The 16,064-nt window shown below is 29.8% G+C and carries 15 protein-coding genes and 1 tRNA gene; 9 read left to right on the top strand and 7 right to left on the bottom strand.

Going from position 1 to position 16,064, the window contains the following annotated elements:
* Positions 1–2 precede the first annotated feature (2 nt).
* Positions 3–548 (bottom strand): TATA-box-binding protein, encoded by a 546-nt coding sequence (locus tag ABM4_RS00900; protein WP_016357802.1) that lies wholly within the window; start codon positions 546–548, stop codon positions 3–5.
* A gap of 238 nt (positions 549–786) precedes the next feature.
* Between ABM4_RS00900 and cyaB the strand changes: the two genes are divergently transcribed.
* The 5 genes from cyaB to fen all read left to right on the top strand — a co-directional run bounded on the left by cyaB (position 787) and on the right by fen (position 6,599).
* Complete coding sequence (gene cyaB, locus ABM4_RS00895) at positions 787–1,335, top strand: class IV adenylate cyclase (protein WP_016357801.1); 549 nt, start codon at positions 787–789, stop codon at positions 1,333–1,335.
* 545 nt (positions 1,336–1,880) lie between these two features.
* Positions 1,881–3,053, top strand: coding sequence for a homocitrate synthase family protein (locus ABM4_RS00890; protein WP_016357800.1), 1,173 nt, complete (start codon positions 1,881–1,883; stop codon positions 3,051–3,053).
* 429 nt (positions 3,054–3,482) lie between these two features.
* On the top strand, positions 3,483–4,730 hold the full coding sequence (hacA, locus tag ABM4_RS00885) for a homoaconitase large subunit (protein WP_016357799.1): 1,248 nt from the start codon (positions 3,483–3,485) through the stop codon (positions 4,728–4,730).
* A gap of 55 nt (positions 4,731–4,785) precedes the next feature.
* The gene (locus ABM4_RS00880; RefSeq protein WP_016357798.1) at positions 4,786–5,355 is read left to right on the top strand and encodes a chorismate lyase; all 570 of its coding nucleotides are present in this window, start codon (positions 4,786–4,788) and stop codon (positions 5,353–5,355) included.
* Between the two features lie 260 nt (positions 5,356–5,615).
* Entirely contained in the window at positions 5,616–6,599 is a 984-nt protein-coding gene (gene fen / locus ABM4_RS00875) for a flap endonuclease-1 (protein WP_016357797.1), read from the top strand.
* 143 nt (positions 6,600–6,742) lie between these two features.
* On the opposite strand, the gene ABM4_RS08685 is transcribed toward fen, so the two are convergent.
* From ABM4_RS08685 to ahcY, 6 genes are all read right to left on the bottom strand, one after another.
* Positions 6,743–7,393 (bottom strand): transposase, encoded by a 651-nt coding sequence (locus tag ABM4_RS08685; RefSeq protein ID WP_016357796.1) that lies wholly within the window; start codon positions 7,391–7,393, stop codon positions 6,743–6,745.
* 176 nt (positions 7,394–7,569) lie between these two features.
* Positions 7,570–8,079 (bottom strand): helix-turn-helix domain-containing protein, encoded by a 510-nt coding sequence (locus ABM4_RS00865; protein ID WP_016357795.1) that lies wholly within the window; start codon positions 8,077–8,079, stop codon positions 7,570–7,572.
* 42 nt (positions 8,080–8,121) lie between these two features.
* Positions 8,122–8,451, bottom strand: a complete 330-nt coding sequence (locus tag ABM4_RS00860; protein WP_016357794.1) for a P-II family nitrogen regulator — start codon at positions 8,449–8,451, stop codon at positions 8,122–8,124.
* Between the two features lie 14 nt (positions 8,452–8,465).
* Positions 8,466–8,783 carry a P-II family nitrogen regulator gene (locus tag ABM4_RS00855; protein ID WP_016357793.1) on the bottom strand — a complete coding sequence of 106 codons (318 nt, stop codon included), beginning with the start codon at positions 8,781–8,783 and terminating at the stop codon, positions 8,466–8,468.
* Between the two features lie 337 nt (positions 8,784–9,120).
* Positions 9,121–9,777, bottom strand: coding sequence for a DUF2119 domain-containing protein (locus tag ABM4_RS00850; RefSeq protein WP_016357792.1), 657 nt, complete (start codon positions 9,775–9,777; stop codon positions 9,121–9,123).
* A gap of 160 nt (positions 9,778–9,937) precedes the next feature.
* Positions 9,938–11,194: an adenosylhomocysteinase gene (gene ahcY / locus ABM4_RS00845; protein WP_016357791.1), complete on the bottom strand. Its 1,257-nt coding sequence runs from the start codon at positions 11,192–11,194 to the stop codon at positions 9,938–9,940.
* Positions 11,195–11,643: 449 nt separating this feature from the next.
* Between ahcY and ABM4_RS00840 the strand changes: the two genes are divergently transcribed.
* The 4 genes from ABM4_RS00840 (at position 11,644) to glnA (ending at position 15,948) form a co-directional block, all read left to right on the top strand.
* Positions 11,644–11,754: transfer RNA gene (locus ABM4_RS00840), tRNA-Met, on the top strand.
* Positions 11,755–11,956: 202 nt separating this feature from the next.
* Positions 11,957–13,132, top strand: a complete 1,176-nt coding sequence (locus ABM4_RS00835) for an aldo/keto reductase (RefSeq protein ID WP_016357790.1) — start codon at positions 11,957–11,959, stop codon at positions 13,130–13,132.
* Between the two features lie 180 nt (positions 13,133–13,312).
* The gene (locus ABM4_RS00830) at positions 13,313–14,068 is read left to right on the top strand and encodes a HesA/MoeB/ThiF family protein (protein WP_016357789.1); all 756 of its coding nucleotides are present in this window, start codon (positions 13,313–13,315) and stop codon (positions 14,066–14,068) included.
* 539 nt (positions 14,069–14,607) lie between these two features.
* Positions 14,608–15,948: a type I glutamate--ammonia ligase gene (gene glnA, locus ABM4_RS00825; protein WP_016357788.1), complete on the top strand. Its 1,341-nt coding sequence runs from the start codon at positions 14,608–14,610 to the stop codon at positions 15,946–15,948.
* Positions 15,949–16,064 lie beyond the last annotated feature (116 nt).

The following is a 16,064-nucleotide window of genomic DNA, read 5'->3' as shown; positions in this document are numbered from 1 at the left end:
AATTATATTAAGTCTAACTCTTTTAGTCTGTCGTAAGCTCTTTCTACACCAAGCTTAGCATCACTACGAGTTTTTGCTCCAGTACAAACAACCTTACCAGAACCAAATAATAATAAAACTACTTTAGGATCAGTTAGACGATATACTAAACCAGGGAATTGTTCCGGTTCATATTCGGTATTTTCTAATTCTAAAGCAACAGCTTCTAAATTTAACGGAAGTTCTAAATTAGCAGAAGCTACAATATTTTGAATTTTAATTTCGAATTCATGAGGGATTTCAGTATCGATTTCTCTCATAAGATCCACGGTTTTTCTAATAGCTAACTTTGAGTCATCTATAGATTTAGCACCAGTACATACTAATTTACCTGAGCTAAAAATCAAAGCAGCAGTTTTTGGATCTTTTAATTTAAAAACAAGACCAGGGAATTGCTCACGGTTAAAGTCGACACCAGGTAAATTTTTAGCAACATCAGTAAGTACTATATCTTTACCAATACTAGCAGAAGACACAATGTTTTCTATTTTTATATCAACATCGGTCATTATATACCTCCAAATCATATTTTTGAAAAAAAGTAAGTAAACATTTTATATATAATTTGAAAAATAAGCACATCAAATATTTAAACTAAAATTTTTACTGTATATAAATTTATATTTAAATAGTATATAAACCTTATTTAAAAATAAATTTTTTATGTAAAAATAGACAAAATAGAAAATAATAAAGAATGATTAAAAATTTTATAAAAAATAATAAAATAAAGGATAGTTGTTATAAATGATAGAAGTTGAAGCAAAAGCTAAAATCAATAGTTTTAATGAAATTCGAACAAAAATACTCGAATTAAAAGCAGAAAAGATAAAAACTGAACATCAAGAGGATATATATTTTAATAGTCCTATCTGTGATTTTGCTAAAACTGATGAAGCATTAAGAATAAGAAAAACTAAAACCGATAAAGAAAGTAATTTATTTATAACCTATAAAGGACCTAAAATAGATAAAAAAAGTAAAACTAGAGAAGAAATTGAAATAGGTATTGAGGATGAAAATAAATGTAGAAAAATATTTGAACATTTAGGTTTTACTGCTGTTCGTGAGGTTATAAAAGATAGGGAAATTTACAGATATAAAAATTATGAGATAAGCCTTGATGATGTAAAAGGTCTAGATCCCTATATGGAAATTGAGGCACTTGTTGAAGATGGTACCGATTATAGTGAGGCACAGGAAGGTTTGTTTAAAGTATTTGAAAAATTGGGTATTACCGATGGCTTTGAAAGGACCTCATATCTTGGCCTATTAGAAAATATTGATGAAAATTAATAGATTTTTTACTTTAATCATCCTCCATAGAAGTATAGATGAAACACTAGAAAATTTCCATTTAAACTTCTACAAAATCTCATCTTATTTTATAAGAAAATACTAATGGAAACTAAAAAATTATTTTTTTTAATTTTTTATGATATTAAAATTTTTAAAAAAAAGATGATTCAAAAAATATATTATAAAATATTAAATATTATATTAAATATTAAATACCCCTATTAATATCAGAAATTAAAAATCATATGGAAAAAATGATAAAAGATAAAAACAATTAACATCTTTTTTTATTGAAAAGAAAAGTTTACGTTTCGCCATAATTGTTTTAGAACCTTCAAGCTCTTTTTTAAAAAAAATATATTTAAAAATTTAAATTGATTAATATTTAAATATACAGACTTACAAATTAAATAACATAAATTTTTAATTTAAATTTGTAATTATTACTAATTTTACAAAATAATAAAATAATTATTGATTTAATAAAAAAATACATATCAAATTTAATTAATAACAATCATAATATAATAGGAGTGATATTTTTGCAATACTATGTTAGTCCTTACAATAAAGAGGTCAAATACACATTTCCTAAAGATATAACTGTATACGACACTACTTTAAGAGACGGAGAACAAACTCCAGGTGTAGCTTTCTCCAAAGATGAAAAGATAGAAATTGCTAAAAAATTAGATGAACTTAAAGTACCACAGATAGAAGCAGGATTCCCAAGGGTATCTTCAACAGAGCAGGACACTGTTAAAACAATAGCTAATGAAGGATTAGATGCACAGGTCATCTGTTTAGCTAGAACAAAATTAGAAGATATCGATGCGGCATTAGATGCCGATGTTGACGGAGTAATTACTTTTATGGGAGCTTCCGATTTACACCTCGAACATAAATTACACTTTACAAGGGAACAGGCATTAAATATCTGTATGAAATCTATTGAATATGCTAAAGACCATGGATTATTCGTTGCTTTCTCTGCAGAAGATGCAACAAGGGCAGATTTAGATTTCCTAAAAAGAATGTATAAAAAAGCTGAGGGATATGGTGTTGACAGAGTACATGTAGCAGATACCGTTGGTGCTGCAAATCCTCAAGGAATTACTTACCTTGTATCAGAACTTAAAAAAGAGATTAACACAGATATTGCTATGCATTGCCATAATGATTTTGGACTTGCTGTTGCAAATTCAATTGCAGGACTTCAAGCAGGTGCCAGTGCGGTTTCAGTAACCATCAATGGTATTGGTGAAAGAGCAGGAAATGCCTCACTTGAAGAATTAGTAATGGCCCTTAAATTATTATATGGAAAGGATTTAGGATTTAAAACCAAAAAGATTAAAGAAATCTCAGAACTTGTATCCAAAGCTACAGGCTTACCAGTTCCTTATAACAAGCCAATAGTAGGTAAAAACATATTTAGACATGAATCAGGTATTCATGTAGATGCGGTTATTGAGGAGCCATTAACCTACGAACCATATGTACCGGAACTTGTAGGTCAAAAAAGACAATTAGTTTTAGGTAAACATTCAGGTTGTAGAGCAGTTAAAGCAAAACTTGACGCATGTGGTTATAAAGTAACCAATGACCAACTTTGTGAAATTGTAAAACAAGTTAAACAAACAAGAGAGAAAGGTACCTACATCAATGATGATGTCTTTAAGGAAATCGTCAAAAATGTAAACCTTGCTGATTTATAAATCCACTCTTAATTTTTTTATTATTTTTAATCATTTAACAAATAGCTAATTTTTATATAGTTTTTAATGTCTAAATGGAATCCTTCTTATAGAATTAAATTCAACTCTGATAGAATCAGACTATTTGATCGTTAATTCAATATCTAAAATGATTTAACCTTTTTTTATAATAGATCTAGAGATTATAAGTTTAAAAGAAGAAAATAAAACAGTATTATCTTTAATATCTAAAACAATCAATCCTATTTTACAGTACACCTGGAAAAAATCTTATTTTAAATTTAAATTAAATATTAGAAGAGTTTTTAAATTAAAGGGAATTTTATCTTGAAAAAATTTTCTAATAAGGATACAATTAAAATAAAAACTATTTTAATATTTTATAAAGATATTATATAGTAAATTAAAATACAATTTTAAAGTGTAAAAATGAATATTACAGAAAAGATTTTATCAGAAAAAGTAGGTTATGAAGTTAATCCTGGTGAAATTATCGAGGCAAATGTCGACCTTGTAATGTCACATGACGGTACATCACCACCTGCCATTAAAACATTTGAAAAAATAGCAGATAATGTATGGGATCCTGAGAAGATAGCGATAGTGTTTGATCATAACATACCGGCAAATACAATTGGATCTGCAGAATTCCAGAAAGTTGCAAGAAACTTTATTAAGAAACAAGGCATCACCCACCATTACATTAATGGTGAAGGTATCTGCCACCAAGTACTTCCGGAAAAGGGTTTAGTGGAACCTGGAAAAGTTATAGTTGGTGCGGATTCACACACATGCACTTATGGTGCATTTGGAGCATTTTCCACAGGAATGGGTGCAACGGATATTGCTATGGTTTATGCAACTGGTAAAACATGGTTCAAGGTTCCGGAAGCTATAAAAATCCAAGTCGAAGGTAAGTTAGGTAATTTAACCTCCAAGGATATTATTCTAAATATAATTGGAAAGATTGGAATTGCAGGAGCCACCTATCAAAGTGCGGAGTTCTGTGGTAAGACCATTGATAACCTTGATGTGGCAAGCAGAATGACCATGACAAACATGGCCATTGAAATGGGTGCCAAAAATGGTATAATGGAACCTAATGATGCTACCATAGATTATGTATGTAAAAGAACCGGAAAAAGTAGAAATCAGTTAAACATCAAAAAATCCGATAAGGACTCAGTTTATAGTAAGGAATACCATTTCGATATAAACAATATGGAAGAACAAATCGCATGTCCAAATGATGTGGACAATGTAAAACCAATTAGCAAGGTTGAGGGAACCTCCATCGACCAGGGAGTAATTGGTTCTTGTACCAATGGAAGACTAATTGATTTAAAAAATGCCGCAGAAGTTCTTGATGGGAAAAAGATCCATGAGGATGTTAGATTAATAGTTCTTCCGGCATCACGTGAAATATATCTTCAAGCCCTAGATAAGGGATATATAAAAACCTTCATGGAATCCGGTGCAATAGTATGTAATCCGGGATGCGGACCATGTCTAGGAGCACATATGGGTGTTTTATCTGAAGGTGAAACAGCCATATCAACTACAAACAGAAACTTCAAAGGTAGAATGGGAGATCCTAAATCATCAGTTTATCTTGCAAATTCAAAAGTGGTTGCAGCTTCCGCAATAAAAGGATTTATTGCAAAACCAGAAAATTAACTTTTTTTACTTATTTTTTATATTTTTTAAAGAGAACTATTTTTAAAGGGACATTATGATTAAAGAAGAGAACAATATCAACAAATGTTTAATTGATAGAATAAACTACCTGGAAAACAAGAATAACATAGAGTTATCCAACACACAGAAGATACTTCTTACAACTGACGGATCAATTACTGCAATTTTAGATGTATTATATAATAAGATTACCTTAAAAACCATTAACCAGCATGTTGAAAAGGCAAATAGGGAGGTTTCAAATCACTTCAATATTGATGAAAGTGAAGAGGTAAATAACAGAACAATAATAATGCATAAGGACGATAAACCACTAATATTTGCAAAAAGTTATATTCCATTATCTAGAATAAACAAAGAAATTAAAGACTCATTAATGACAGAAGACATTCCAATCGGAAGAATCCTAAAGAATTATAAACTTGAAACAAGAAGAGAAATCGGGGACATTGAAGTAATAAAATCAGAGCCAGAACTTGAAGAAATATATAAGACAGATGAGGATTTCCTATCAAGAAACTATGATATTATACACAATAATGAGAAAATCATGTGGATTCAGGAAATGTTTCCAATAGGCTATTTTAGAGAATATCTAGATTAAACAAAAACAATACATAAGATAGATTTTAGAAAAAAAATAAGATAATATAAAAAAAATCAATTAATTCAGATTAAAGAGATAAATCTTAAAACAGTTGATTTAAAGAAGAAAGATAAAATTAAAATCAAATTAACAAAGCTTAATTTAGATTAACTGGAACATCATAAATCTAATTAATTTAAAGAGTCCAAATTAATAAAAAACAGATTAATAAAAAACAAAACCTGTTAATTTATAAAAAAAAGAATGAAGGTGAGATAATGGGAGTGAAGTTTAAAGATATTGCTTCTCCAGAAAAAATTAATTTAAAAGATTTAGAAGGAAGAACAATAGCTATCGATGCTTTTAATACAATTTATCAATTTTTATCAGGAATTCGTCAAAGGGATGGAACGCCTCTTAAAGATGCTAATGGTAATGTAACTTCCCATTTAAGTGGTCTTTTATATAGAACATCATCTATTGTTGAACGTGGAATAAAACCTATTTATGTTTTTGATGGAAAACCTTCAGAATATAAATCTGATACAATAGCTAAACGTAAAGAAGCTAAAATAAAATCAAAAGAAGAATGGGAGAAAGCTATTAAAGAAGGTAATGAGGAGTTAGCACGTAAATATGCAATGCGTACAACACACATTACACCATATGTAGTTGAAAGTTCCAAATATTTACTTGATTTAATGGGAATACCTTATGTTCAGGCACTTGGTGAAGGTGAAGCACAGGCATCCTATATGGTTCAGAAAAAAGATGCATGGGCCGTTGCATCACAGGACTATGACTGTTTATTATTTGGTTCTCCAAGAATTATAAGAAATCTTACCTTAAGTGGGGGACTTTCAAATCTTGAATATATGGAATTAAACAAGGTTCTATCAAATCTTGATTTTACAAGGGAACAACTAATCGATCTTGCACTTCTTGTAGGTACCGATTTTAATGATGGAGTTCATGGTATCGGTGTTAAAAGAGGTATGAAACTATTAAATGATAATAATCTGGAAAATGTTCTAGAAGACTTAGATACAGAGCCTAAGATAGACATAGATATTTTAAGAAATATCTTCCTAAACCCTAGAGTAAATGAGGATTATACCATTAAGTTTAAAGAACCGGACCGTGAGGGTATTGTAGAGTTCCTATGTGAAGAGCATGGTTTTTCAAAGGACAGAGTTTTAAACAGTGCAGGTAAAATCAAGAACCTTAACAGTTCACAGAAAAGTTTAGAAGATTTTTTCTAAATTTAAAATTATTTTTCTTATAAAACTTAAAAAACCAACTTTTTTATAAATTATAAACGATCAAATTAATTTTCTTTTTCTAACAAAAAAATAGCTCTTATATAAATTTAAAATTAATTCCATCTATTTAAAAATATAGTATTTTACCAAATGTTTATACCTAAATATTCGTTGACCCAATTTGTGTAGAATGAGGTTAAATCAACTATTTTATAGAATTCATCTTCAAATATTTTAATTAATTCGTTTAAATTTTTATAGATTGATTTATACACTTTGGATTTAATTTTACGCCATACATCTTCGATTGGGTTTAAATCCGGGCAATATGGTTTTAGAAAAATTAAGTTTATGTTCAATATTTCACAGGCTTTTTCAACAATTTTGGCATGATGTATTCTTGCGTTATCTAAAATAATGTTTATTCTTTTTTCTTTTGAGTTTATTTCGGTTATTTTTGGATTTAATAGGTTATTTATTAATCTTAATCTTTTTTCATACCAGATTTTTCTTGAATTGTTGTTGTCTTCTTTTCTGCAAATCTTTTGAATTTTTTCTATTGACTTCTGTTTGGATTTGTCATTATATAGTTCATTATTGATTTTATTTATCAGATCCATTTCGTTCAATGATTTGGGGGATAAATATTTTTTTATTTTTTCATCAGATAAGTTTTCATTGTTTATTGCTTCCTCGATTAATTGTTTACCTAATTTATTGGTCATGTTTTCAATACGGTAATGACATAATGTAATTACAAATTGAAATGCATTGTTTTTTGTATTTGCTTCCATGTAGGAGTTGCAATTGATTCCTTGAAATCCTGTTACATTTATTCCAAATTTTACTGGATATTTTACTTGTATATTTTTTTCTCCAGGAGTATATAATATTTTTCTAACATTTGGAACATTTTGGCAAGACGTTTCGTCTAAAAAAGCAAAGTATTCTGTTTTTATGTCTGTTGTTTTTAGTTTTTTTTAAGATCCTCTTCCGGATTCTCAGGACGGGTGTTGTATTTAATGAATGGTTTTCCATAGTTTAAATTTAGTTTTTGTCTTGTAATGACCCATACTTGCTTTTCACTATATGTTATACCGTATTTTTCTTTAATTAAGTTTTGTACATCTTTTAAATTATATTTTTCTTCATTTCCAGTTATTATTTCTTTTAATTCTTTTAGTTGTTGATTATTTAAGTAAGATTTCCTTCCACAGTTAGAATAATTTGAAAATAAACCGTCAACACCTTTTTCATTATATTGTTTGACCCAACGTTCGCCTGTTTTTCTTGAAATATTAATGTTTTTTGAGGCTTTAGCAATACTTTCACCGTTTGCAACCATGTGAATTAACAAAAGACGTCTGTAAACATTGTAATATTCCTTGTACTCTTTCAGCATATCTGCAATTTCTGAAAGTTCCAAATGTTTTTCAATTTTATTATTAAATTTTTCCATGAACATATCTTTATAATTCATTAGGTATAAACTTTTGGTAAAGAACTATAAATAAAAAAAAGATTATAAAACAGCATCCCCTGTTTCATCTGTTCTTAATCTGATGGATTGGGTTATAGGACATATAAATATTTTACCATCACCATAACGTCCGGTGGAATTGATTTTCATAATTACTTCAACTATTAGATTTACATCCTCATCAGGAACCACAATTGAAATCAATTTTTTAGGAATAACCGCAAAATCATCGGTTTTTAATTTATTGTTTTGAATTTTTCTACCCCTTCCTAAAACCGGAACGACAGTCATTCCTGGAAAACCTAAAAGAGTTAAGACTTCCTTAGTTCTTTCATATTTTTTATCTCTAATAAAAGCCATGATTTCTTTCATTATAAAAACCTCTTTTATAATCCTTGACTTCTTGTTCTAATTGTATAAGCCTCTAAAACAGGACTAACAAATATTTTACCATCACCAGGATTACCGGTAAAAGCTTCCTCAGAGATTAAATCAACTACAAAATCCACATCCTCATCTTCAACTACCAATATTAAAAGTTTTTTAGGTAACTGATCAAAGTGTTCATCACCTTTGTTTAATCCTTTCTGAATTCCACGACCTTCTGCATCCATTACTGTAACTGAATGGAATTGTTCATCATCCAATGCAATAATTACATCATCAACCTTTTCAGGTCTAATAATTGCTCTTATCATCTGCATTTACATCACTTAATCTGCTTTTTAATAACTAATAAATATAATTTCTATTTTAATGAATAGTCGGAATATAACTTCCGGTATAATTTTTGTATTTATAATATATATAGATTACAGTTTATTAAAATAGTATTGATTTCAACATGATAAACTTTTAAATCTGTAAAAGAATTAAATACAGGAAACCTTTAAAAAATCCCTTAAAATGATTGATGTTTAATCAAAAATGAGTTTTCAGAATTAAAAATACTTGAAATATAAAATTAGGAATAGATATCTTTTTTTAGAAATTTTTAAAAATTTTAAGCAATTATAAAATAAAAAAAAGTTTATTGAATATCTAAAATGGAGGGAAGAATTCTCCAAAAATCTTTTTAACATATTCCCTTGCAAGATCAACTTGAGTAGGATAATATTTTGATATTCTTTCCGTAAAATCCTTACGTGATACAGACCGTGTAATAAGATACAATAGATCCATATATCTGTCAATGGATTTATCTGGATTGAACCCATAATTTTCAATCGCATTGTCCAATTTCTTCTCATCATGTAGGCAAGGAATCTCCAATGTTTTACATATAGTTTCCTTAGTGAAATACTTAATTCTGATTAACGGGGAAACAGAACTAATCAAAACATATTCTCCACAATCAATTAAAGGAGGAACACCCTGGGATTCAAATCTGGACATACTTGTAAGATTTTTAAAATGCCCTATATTATAACAGTGAAGCTCCGTATAAAAATCTGGTTTATACTGGTTAATCAAGCTTATAACCTTTTGACCCATTTCAGATTCATAATATCTTTTATCCACCGTTGAAATATAGGGTGAGGAATCGAAGTTATAAATATAAATCTGACCATCGGCAAAATCTTCACGTTTAAGACGATTAATCATCTTAATAGCAGTTTTACCTTCATTACCATGAACTCCCCCAAGAAATAGCTTAGTAGGTCCATCACCATTATCAATATGTTTAAAATATCCCATAATAATCAAAGAAATAATTGTTAAAATAAAATAGCAGAACTTTCTAGAATATCACTCTAACTTTAATACCTTTTCCAAATTAAGATACTAATTCTAAGAGATTAAATTCAATAGAATAAAGAAAAATAAAAAAAAATAATAAAAAGATTAAAAAACAGGATTATGTTCCTTCATGCCAGTCAGATAAATATTCGATTTGACGGTCTGTGAATGAATCTATTTCAATTCCCATAGCTTTTAGTTTTAATCTTGCGACAGTCTCGTCAATTGAATCCGGTGCTTTCATAACACCAATATCCATCTTACCGTCATGATCTAAAATATATTTGGCAGATAAAGCCTGAACTGCAAAGCTCATATCCATAATCTCTGCAGGGTGTCCTTGGCCTCTTGCAGCTGCAAGATTTACAAGTCTTCCATCAGCTAAAAGATAGATTTTTCTTCCATCCTTCATCGTAAACATTTCAATACTTTCCCTTACAGTCTTTACAGATTCTGCTTGAGCCTCTAGATCATCCCTATTAATTTCAACATTAAAGTGACCGGAATTACAAAGCATACATCCGTCCTTCATATATTTAAAGTCATCACCGGATATGATGTTAATATTACCGGTGACAGTGATAATAATATCGGAGATCTTAACAGCTTCCCTAATAGGCATTACTCTGTAACCATCCATCCTAGCTTCTAAAGCTCTGATTGGATCTACTTCAGTTACAATAACATTTGCACCTAGACCTCTTGCTCTACTTGCAACACCACGGCCACACCATCCATATCCGCAGACGGTGAAATTCTTACCTGCAATTAACATGTTAGTTGTACCCATAATCGCATCTAATGAGGATTGTCCTGTACCATATCTATTATCAAATAAATATTTGGTATAAGCATCATTCACCGCTACAACAGGGAATTTTAATGCATTATCATCAGCCATTGCTTTTAATCTATGTACACCAGTAGTGGTTTCTTCACAAGCACCTTTAATATGGGATAAAAGTTCCTGTCTATTACTATGTAGGTACATAATCATATCCGCACCATCATCGATTATAATATCAGGTTTATGATCTAGAACATTATTAATAGCCTCATAATATTCCTCGTCGCTTTGACCTCTCCAACCATAGATGTTTAGACCTAATGCCGCCGCACCAGCTGCAGCATCATCATGAGTAGATAGAGGATTACAACCAGTCATAGCCACTTCAGCTCCACCTGCTTGTAATGTTAAACCTAAATTAACTGTTTTAGGTTCCAAATGTAAACATGAACCGATAGTAATTCCTTCAAAAGGTTTTTCTTCTTCAAATACCTTTTTAATATGTTCAAGAACAGGCATATGTTTTTGAACCCATTCAATTTTCATTATTCCATCATCTGCAAGAGACATATCCTTTACATTACTCATATATATCACAAATAATCGTTTTTAAAAAAGAAATCATTTAAAGATCAGATTATATTAAAGTATCCCATTTCAATATAACTAATAAAAAAATAATTTTCAAATGAAAATCTATACAATATTATTTTTAACTTTTAATAATATTAAATATTATTGTATAGAAACAATATAATGGTAAGAATCATATTAATCAAATAAGAAATGATTATCATATAAACCCTAAACAACGGTTAAACTCCAATTAAAACCAAAAATTTTAGATTTAAATAATTTTAGATAAAAAACAAAGTGTTTTAAAAAAGATTTGTCCAAATAGAAACATATTAGAATTACCTGATTAAATGAATTTAAAAAATAGTAAATTGAAAAATTTTATAAAAAAATATACCATATACCACAAAGTATATATATTATTAAAAACTTAAATTTAATAGTATTATACATAGTATAATGCCGGGGTGGCTCAGCTGGTTAGAGCGCACGGCTCATAGGGTTTTTTAGCTATGCTCTGACTGAATTCCTGGGATACCGTGAGGCCGCGGGTTCGAATCCCGCCCCCGGCATATAAATTATCCCAGGAAAAACCATTAAACTATTTTTACAGATTTTTATTGATTTTATAAATTACCTATTTTACTTAGATATCTATTTTAATTTAAAAATTTCATTAGACTAATAATAATTTAGAAAGATTTTTTTAAAGAAAAGCAATAATAATTAATATATATTATTTTTAAAAGAATTTTTTAAATTTCAGGTGCTTTAATGGAATATAGGAAATTGGGAAAAACTAATGAAAAAGTATCAATTCTAGGGTTAGGAACTATGAGACTTCCAACCTTAGATAACTCTAATAGTAAGATAGACAAGGAAAAGGCAAGTGAACTTTTAAGTTATGGTATAGATAATGGAATAAACCTTATTGATACCGGATACTCTTTTCACTCAAAAGAGGTTCATGGTGGTCCAGGTACAAGTGAACCATTTGTTGGAGAATTCCTTGAAAACGGTTACAGAGATAAGGTTTATCTTCAAACCAAATGTCCTTCATGGCTTATCCATTCTAGAGAGGACTTGGACAATATTTTAGATGAACAACTTAAGAGATTGAAAACGGATCATATTGACAATTACCTATTACATTCTGTAAATAACGAAAACTGGGAAAACTACAAGAATGCGAATGTCACCGAGTTTTTAGATGATGCATTAAATGACGGAAGAGTGAAGCATGTTGGTTTTTCAACACATGGAACCTTTGAAACACTACTTATTTTAACTACCGACTATGATAAGTGGGAGATTGGTTTAACTCAAATGAATTATCTCGATGAGACATATCAAACAGGTATTGAAGGACTCGACTTTTTATCAATGATGGATATTGGAACCGAAATCATGGAACCATTACGTGGAGGACGTCTAGTTGAAAACATTCCTGAAAACATCATGAAATTATGGGACAGTGCCGAGGAGAAGAGAACACCTGTTGAATGGGCATTCCAATATCTTTGGGACATGGAGAATGTTGACTGTGTATTGAGTGGTATGAACTCATTGGAACATCTTAAAACAAATATTGAAATTGCATCACGTTCTAAGCCCAACATGATTTCTGAAAATGATAAGAAATTAATTAGGGATGTTGCAAGCCTATATAAAACCCAGAAAGGTAATGACTGTAATTCCTGTGGATACTGCCTACCTTGTCCAAATGGTGTGAATATCCCCCATTGTTTTAGGGAATACAATATCGGAAAAATCCTAAACAATCCTAAAGCATCTGCCATGCAGTATTTTACATATTTTGAGGACAGCGCTCTTGCACATAACTGTACCCATTGTGGAGATTGCAATACCCTATGTCCCCAGGGAATAAATATTGCAAAGGAAATGAAGAAGGTTGAAAGATTCTTTGGAGATTCATTCCATCACTTCTAGATAATATTTCATGAAAGCTCCAAATAAAATAAAAGATATCTTAGAATATTTTTAAGATTAAAAAAGGATTTGTAAAATTATATAAATATTAAATATATAAATAAATATAGATAGAATATAACAATTGTAATATTATAAAATTTATAAAGCAATAAAAGATAATGGAAAATGTGATAGAAGATGCCAACAAGATACAAAGGAATGGGATACTGGGACATTGTTACAAGACAGATGAGCATTGTATCAAGAAGTCAACAAACAAGATTTAAAGAAGCAACAATAGGAGTAATTGGATGTGGTGGAATTGGAGGATCTGTTATCCAAATGCTTGCTAGAATGGGTGTTGGAAAAATCATTGCTATAGATAAGGATTATTTTGACATGTCCAATTTAAACAGACAATTATTAAGTAGCCTTGATGTTTTAAGACAGGATAAGGCAAAGGTTGCAGAAGAAAAGATAAGGTTGATCAACCCATATATTGAGGTAGAGCCAGTTGTTTGTGAGATTAATGAAGACAACGTGGAAGGCATATTGGAAGATGCTGACATTATCATAGATGCACTGGACAATCTTAAAACACGGATAATCATTAGCAGATATGCTAAAAAAAGTGGTAAGACATTTATACATGGTGCAATCCATGGAACATTAGGTCAGGTAAGTGTATTTAAACCAGATAGTCCAAAGACATATGAGGAGCTATTTAACTTACCTTCCGAAGGAAAAGAATTGGATGATGATGTACTTAAAGAATTGGATAAACTGACACATGGCGTTCCACCAGTAATTGGACCTACACCAAATATAGTAGGAAGTTTAGAAGCATTTGAGGCATTTAAAATAATTGCAGGCATTGGAAAGGTGACATATGCTCCGGAAATATTAACCTTTGATCTATTAGATTTAAGCTCTTTTGAATTAATAGAGCTTTAGATAATCACAAATCAATAGATTAAACACATAAAATCAACATTAACATTAAATCAAATTATTTAATCCCTATTTTTTTTAAAATTTATTTTTTTTACGACAATGACTCATTTTTTTAAATTCAATTAAATTATTATACCAGTCAACAATCCATAAATCATTTCCAAAATAACCTGCCTATTATGGAAAAGGATGTTCCGGAAAATTTATAGAAAAATAAAAAAAATTCAAAAAATAAGTAAAAATCAAAAATAAAGTAAAAATATTTAAAATAATATTTAAAAAATAAGACAAACACCGAAAATATTTTAAAAAAAATAAACATACTCATTTTTGGAAAAATAAGAAAGTTTATATATTAAAAAATTTAAACTTATCTAAGTAGGAAGTTACTTTCCGGCGAATAATAATAATCAAAAAATGTTTATAAAATTTTAAAAATAAACCACCAATATTTCATATAAATTGAGTATGATTTATTTTAAAATTTTTAATGAATACAGTTTATTTTTATTATTTTATCATTAAAAGGATGAATAAAAATGACAAAAGAAGTAGACACAATAATGGAACAAATGGAGAAAGATGAAATTGTTTTCGTTAGATTACAATTTGTAGATATCAATGGTAAACCACAAAACGTTTCATTACCTCCAAATACAGATATGGAAGACTTATTTACAAACGGTACATTATTTGATGGATCATCTATTGACGGATTCGTTGAAATCAATGAAAGTGATCTTATCTTAAAACCAGATATAAGTACCTATTCCAGATTACCATGGAGACCAGATGATTCAGCAGTATGCAGATTTATTTGTGATATTTACAACACCGATGGAAAACCATTTGCTGGAGATCCAAGAAGCCAACTTAAAAAACAATTAGGAGAAATTGGTAAAAAAGGATTAAAATATAATATTGGACCAGAACCAGAATTCTTTATTGTTAATATGGACGAAAACGGTAATCCATTACCTTATGATAATGCAACTTACTTCGATATGGAACCTACAGACAAAGGTCCTGATTTCAGAAGAGAAATTACCTTTAACTTACAAAAATTAGGATTTGAAGTAGAAGCAAGTCACCACGAAGTAGGTCCAGGTCAAAACGAAATTGCATTTAAATTTGATGATGCACTTAAAACTGCAGATGCAGTAGTCACTTTCAAAACCGCAATTAAAGCTATTGTCGCTAATATGGCAGCATTTGATGAAATGGATTACAGAGTAACATTTATGCCTAAACCATTCTTCGGTGAAAACGGTAGTGGAATGCACTGTCACCAAAGTTTATTCAAAGACGGCGAAAACTTATTCTCCGATGATAACACTGAAACAGGTTTATCACAAGAAGCACTTTACTTCATTGGTGGTTTATTAGAACACGCACCAGCACTTACCGCTGTAACCAACCCAATTGTAAACTCTTACAAACGTTTAGTACCAGGTTATGAAGCACCTGTATACAGAGCATATGGTCTTAAAAACAGGTCCGCACTTGTTAGAGTTCCTGCAGCACGTGGAAAAGCTACACGTATTGAATACAGAGCACCTGATCCAGCATGTAACCCATACTTAGCATTCTCTGCAATGTTAGCAGCAGGTATGGACGGTATTAACAATAAGATTGACCCAGGTGACCCTACTGAAGTTAATATCTACAAACTAACTCCAGAGGAACGTGAAGAAAGTGGTATTAAAGTATTACCTGCAAGTTTATGGGAAGCTTACCATTCACTTGAAGAAGACCCTATTATTATGAATTCCTTAGGTGATCACATATCCCAAAAATTCCTTGAAAGCAAATACTCTGAATGGGATGATTACAGAGTACAAGTCTTTGGATATGAACATAACAGATACTTAGACGTATAAGTTTCTTAAAATTCATATTTTTTAATTTTTTTAAACCAGTACCTATAATTTTTTTATTTTATTTTTGGGCTTTTTTTAATCTAATTTCTAATTATAAGGAAGTAAACTTGATGAGA

Source organism: Methanobrevibacter sp. AbM4 (assembly GCF_000404165.1).
In the GTDB taxonomy this organism is placed as follows: Archaea; Methanobacteriota; Methanobacteria; order Methanobacteriales; family Methanobacteriaceae; genus Methanarmilla; species Methanarmilla boviskoreani.
Note: the sequence above shows the minus strand (reverse complement) of the source record. Positions and strands in the feature narration are given on the sequence as shown.